A 3,424-nucleotide genomic window follows, 5' to 3' on the forward strand; every position below is an offset into this window, starting at 1 on the left:
GGGCGGCCGCCGTCTGCCCCGTGGAGCAGTGCCGCCCGCGGTGAGTCGGCCGTGTCGCCACCCCGGGTGTCTCGTCCTTTTCGCTCAGTTCGGCGTGCTCCCAGGGGCGACGCACGATTCAGAAGGACGAGACACCGGGGCGGGGGCGGGCGGGGAGCAAGGCGGGCGGGGAGCAAGGCGGGTGGGTGGGGGGCTCGTCACACCTTCGGTGCGCCGGGCGCCCGCGGGAGTACCATTTACCGGCGGCACTCGGGCCTCGGGTGCCCTTCAGCCCGGCCGTTGCCGCGCGCCGCACGTCGGCCGCCGGGCGCCCCACCACGGAGGAGTCCGCGTATGCCCGTCCGCCCCGACCTGCGCAACGTCGCGATCGTCGCCCACGTCGACCACGGCAAGACCACGATGGTCGACGCCATGCTGTGGCAGTCGGGGGCGTTCGGCGACCACCAGCACGTCGACGAGCGGGCGATGGACTCCGGTGACCTCGAGCGCGAGAAGGGCATCACCATCCTCGCGAAGAACACCACGGTGCGGTACGCCGGCCCCGCCGCGGCGGCCCACGGCGCACCGGACGGGGTGACGATCAACGTCATCGACACCCCCGGCCACGCCGACTTCGGCGGCGAGGTGGAGCGCGGGCTGTCCATGGTCGACGGCGTCGTCCTCCTCGTCGACGCGAGCGAGGGCCCGCTGCCGCAGACCCGGTTCGTGCTGCGCAAGGCGCTCGCCGCCAAGCTCCCGGTCATCGTCGTCGTCAACAAGGTCGACCGGCCGGACGCCCGGATCACCGCGGTCGTCGCCGAGACCACCGACCTCCTCCTCGGTCTGGCCGGCGACCTCGCCGACGAGGTGCCCGACCTCGACCTCGACGCCATCCTCGACGTACCGGTCGTCTACGCCTCCGGCAAGGCCCGCCGCGCCTCCCTCGCCCAGCCGCGCGACGGCGAGCTGCCGGACAACCCCGACCTCGAGCCGCTCTTCGCGACCATCCTCGAGACCATCCCGGCCCCGAGCTACGACGAGGGCGCACCCCTCCAGGCACACGTCACCAACCTCGACGCCTCCCCGTTCCTCGGCCGGCTGGCGCTGCTGCGCATCTTCAACGGCTCGCTGCACAAGGGGCAGACCGTCGGCTGGGCCACCCGCGACGGCGACGTCAAGCCGATGCGGATCTCCGAGCTGCTGCGGACCGTCGCGCTCGACCGGGTGCCCACCGACCGCGCCGACGCCGGGGACATCGTCGCCGTCGCCGGCATCGAGGACATCACCATCGGGGAGTCGCTCGTCGACCTGGACGACCCGCGCCCGCTGCCGCTCATCACCGTCGACGACCCGGCCATCTCGATGACCATCGGCATCAACACCTCCCCGCTCGCCGGGAAGGTCAAGGGCGCCAAGGTAACCGCCCGCCAGGTCAAGGACCGCCTCGACCGCGAGCTCATCGGCAACGTGTCCCTGCGGGTGCTGCCCACCGAGCGGCCCGACGCCTGGGAGGTCCAGGGGCGTGGCGAGCTGGCGCTGGCGATCCTCGTGGAGCAGATGCGGCGCGAGGGCTTCGAGCTGACCGTCGGCAAGCCGCAGGTGGTCACCCGGACCATCGACGGCACCGTCCACGAGCCGATGGAGCGGATGACCATCGACGTGCCGGAGGAGTACCTCGGCGCCGTCACCCAGCTCCTCGCCCAGCGCAAGGGCCGCATGGAGACGATGTCGAACCACGGCACCGGCTGGGTGCGCATGGAGTTCCTCGTCCCCGCCCGCGGCCTCATCGGCTTCCGCACCCGCTTCCTCACCGAGACCCGGGGCACCGGCATCGCGTCCTCCATCGCCGCCGGTTACGAGCCGTGGCACGGCCCGATCGACGCCCGTTCCACCGGGTCGATGGTCTCCGACCGTGCCGGCACGGTGACCCCGTACGCGATGATCAACCTCCAGGAGCGCGGCTCCTTCATCGTCGAGCCGGGCTCGACCGTGTACGAGGGGCAGGTCGTCGGCGAGAGCGCCCGCGGGGGTGACATGGACGTCAACGTCACCCGGGAGAAGAAGCAGACGAACATGCGGGCGGCCGCCGCCGACACCTTCGAGAACCTCGTCCCGCCGCGGCGCCTCACGCTGGAGGAGTCCCTGGAGTTCGCGGGCAACGACGAGTGCGTCGAGGTGACCCCGGAGGCGGTGCGCGTCCGCAAGGTCATCCTCGACCAGGTGGAGCGCGCCAAGGCCGCCGCCCGGGCACGCAAGGCCGGGTAGGGCGACACCTGTGGGCGACAATGACGGGATGACGACGCCGCCCGAGCACCGCCTCCTCGCCGTCTTCGCGCACCCCGACGACGAGACGATCGGGGCCGGCGGCCTGCTCGCCCTCGCCGTCGCCGCCGGGGTGGACGTCTCCGTCGTCACCTGCACCCGCGGCGAGCAGGGAGAGGTCATCCCGCCCGAGCTGGGCCACCTCACCGCGGACCCCGACCGGCTCGCCCGCCGCCGTGAGCAGGAGCTCTCTGCGGCGCTCGCCGAGCTCGGCGTCCACCGGCTACTCCTCCTCGACCAGGTCCCCGGTCTGGACGGCGCCCGGCCCGCCCGTTTCCGTGACTCCGGGATGCGCTGGGTGCGCCCGGGCATCGCCGGCCCAGCGGAGAGCGCCGGGCCCGACGCGTTCAGCGCAGTCGACGTCGAGGTCGCCGCTCGCCTCCTCGCCGTCGTCATCCGCCACCTGCGCCCGACGGCGGTGCTCACCGAGGAGCCCGGCGGCGGCTACGGGCACCCCGACCACGTGCACGCCCACCGGGTGACGATGCGTGCCGTCGAGCTCGCCGGCGCGCAGCACGTCCCTCCGGTGGGCGACGCCCCCGACCCGCTCGCGCCGCTGGCGCCCTGGCGGGTGCCGACCGTGCTCTGGGTGGCCCAGGACGAGGCGCACCTGCGTGCCGCGATGACCGAGCTGCGTGACACCCTCGCCGGCCACCCGCCCCGGCACGCACCCGACGGCACCGTCCTCACGGTGCCGGAGCTGGGTGAGGAGCTGCCCGGCGTCGCCGTCCCCTCCCACGAGCTCGCCGCGTCCTTCGACGTGCGGCCCGTCGCCGAGCGGGTGCTCGCCGCCCTGCGCCGACACCGCACCCAGGTGCAGGCGGTGGCCCCGATCGACGGCGAGCGGCTCGTCGGGCACCTCGCACTGAGCAACGCCGCCCTGATGCCGGTCCTCGACCGCGTCTACCTCCGGCCCGCGCCGGGCTCCGACGCCGGTGCGCTGGCCGCCGTCCTGGCGGCCGGGCCCCGGCGGGCGGCGGGCGCTGTGCCCGCGCCGGAGCGTGCTGCGGCCGGGAGCGCGCCTGCCGCCGCGACCACGTCGGCCGACCACGCACGGAGCGCGCCCGTCGACCACGCACCGAGTGCGCCCGCCGACCACGCACGGAGCGCGCCCGTCGACCAC

The 3,424-nt window shown here is 74.4% G+C and carries 2 protein-coding genes; both read left to right on the plus strand.

Annotation, left to right across the window (positions count from 1 at the left end; translation table 11 throughout):
• The first annotated feature begins 333 nt into the window (after nt 1–333).
• Entirely contained in the window at nt 334–2,244 is a 1,911-nt protein-coding gene (gene typA, locus Q0195_RS13910; protein WP_299279548.1) for a translational GTPase TypA, read from the plus strand.
• Nucleotides 2,245–2,272: 28 nt separating this feature from the next.
• On the plus strand, nt 2,273–3,424 hold a 1,152-nt coding region (locus tag Q0195_RS13915; protein WP_299279550.1), incomplete at its 3' end, for a PIG-L family deacetylase.

The organism is uncultured Georgenia sp. (assembly GCF_937958535.1).
GTDB lineage: Bacteria > Actinomycetota > Actinomycetes > Actinomycetales > Actinomycetaceae > Oceanitalea.

Excerpts from the sequence above, each read along its gene's own strand:
- typA (WP_299279548.1), top strand. The coding sequence starts at position 334 with ATGCCCGTCCGCCCCGACCTGCGCAACGTCGCGATCGTCGCCCACGTC.